This is a genomic window from Micromonospora sp. D75 (assembly GCF_018070405.1).
In the GTDB taxonomy this organism is placed as follows: Bacteria; Actinomycetota; Actinomycetes; order Mycobacteriales; family Micromonosporaceae; genus Micromonospora; species Micromonospora chalcea.
This window is the reverse complement of record NZ_JAGPXV010000897.1, coordinates 1-1752: the sequence shown is the minus strand read 5'-3', so window position 1 is coordinate 1752 and position 1752 is coordinate 1. Positions and strand designations below refer to the sequence as shown.

Below are 1752 nucleotides of genomic sequence, written 5' to 3'. Positions count from 1 at the left end.
ACGCCGGGGTGCCGACCGGTGCCGTGGGCCTGATCGTCGAGGCCGAGCAGGCCGAGCAGATCGTGGCCGGCGGCGAGGCGGACCGGGTGCTGCTGGGCCGGGAACTGCTGCGCGACCCGTCCTGGCCGCGCCGCGCCGCCGCCCAGCTGAACGCCACCCCCGCCTGGCCCAACCAGTACGCCCGCGCCTTCTGACCGTGCGCGTCGATCATGAAGTTGGCGGCGTTCCGCGTCCGATTTGACGCCGCCAACTTCATGATCAACCGGGAGAACGCGGTCAGCCGGCCAGGTGGTTCCAGCGGGGTTCCAGGTCGGTCCAGGTGCCCTGGTCGGCCACCGTGCCGTCGATCAGCACCACCACGTGGTCGGCCCGGACCAGCGCGGCCCGCTTCGCGGTCGAGCCGACCACAGTCACCCCGTGCTCGCGCAGCGCCGCCCACAACGCCAGCTCCGTGCTCACGTCCAGCGCCGACGACACGTCGTCGGCCACCAGCAGCTCGGTACGCGGCGCGAGCGCCCGGGCCAGCGCCAGCCGCTGGAGCTGACCACCGGAGAGCCGGGTGCCCTTGTGCCCGATCAGCAACCCGAGCCCGCCTCCCGCGGCGGCCAGGTCGTGTTCGAGCTGGGCGGTCGAGACCGCACCGGCGGCGTCCACCTGGTGCCCGAGCGCGATGTTGTCGGCCACCGTGCCGGAGAGCACCCGGGGCAGCTGACCCACGTACCCGACCTGGTTGGGGCGTAGGAACATCTCCGGCTCGGTCACCGGGTCGCCGTTCCAGCGCAGCTCGCCGACGTGGTGCACGATCCCGGCGAGTGCGCGCAGCAGCGACGACTTGCCGGACCCGACCGGGCCGACGACCAGCACCAGCTGCCCGCGCTCGACCACCAGGTCGACGTCGCGCACGGCCAGCGTGCCGTCGGAGTGCAGCGCGCCGAAGCCGGCCAGTTCCAGGCGGCGCAGCGGGTGCCGGGGCGGCGGCTCGGGCGCGGGCGCGGTCCCGGCGACCAGATCCAGGCCGGGCACCGGCGCCGCGTACACGGCCTCGCCGGTCATCGCCACCGTCCGCTTCGTCCACACCCGCGCCGACGGGTACTGCGACACCAGTGACGCGGTGGTCCACGCGAACCAGCGGGCCGCGCCGAGCGTGGAGACGGCCACCAGCGTGGCGCCGGCGGACAGCCCGCCGGCCAGGTAGAGCGCCCACGCGCCGATCGGCAGCAGGCCGCTGGCCACCGACGGGGTGGACCGGGCCCACACCTGCATGGCGATCTCGCGCCGCTGCCGCTCGCTGCGTACCTCGTCGAGCCGGGCGAGGTGGCGCAGCACCGGGCGGGTGGCGCCGGCCAGCTTGACCGTACGGGCGGCGGACAGCGCGGAGACCAGCGCGGTGGCGAACGCGGCACGCGCCTTCACCGTGCCGGCCGCGGTGCGTTCCAGCCGCGGCCCGAACAGCGTCGCCGCCAGCCCGGAGACCACCATCGTGCCGACGAAGAACAACGCCGGTACGAAGCTGCCGGTCACCAGCGTCATGGTGACCACGATGACCAGCGAGATGAACTGGTCCATCAGGTTGTCGGCGAGGTGCACCACCCGGTCGGTGTCGCCGCCCTGGGCCACCACCTCGGCCGGGGTGTGCCCGCTGACCCGGCGCGCGCCGGTCTGCCCGTGCACCAGCCGGGCGCTGATCCGCAGCAACTGCCGGATCCACCACTGCGGGAACCACAGGTTCGTCAGGTACGGCAGCGGCAGCAC

The 1752-nt window shown here is 74.2% G+C and carries 1 protein-coding gene and 1 pseudogene; one reads left to right on the top strand and one right to left on the bottom strand.

Going from position 1 to position 1752, the window contains the following annotated elements; translation table 11 throughout:
- Positions 1–194 (top strand): annotated as a pseudogene (locus tag KBX39_RS30460) (oxidoreductase); the annotation flags it as partial.
- Between the two features lie 82 nt (positions 195–276).
- On the opposite strand, the gene KBX39_RS30455 reads toward KBX39_RS30460, so the two are convergent.
- The coding region (locus KBX39_RS30455; RefSeq protein ID WP_210873857.1) for an ABC transporter ATP-binding protein at positions 277–1752 on the bottom strand (1476 nt) is incomplete at its 5' end.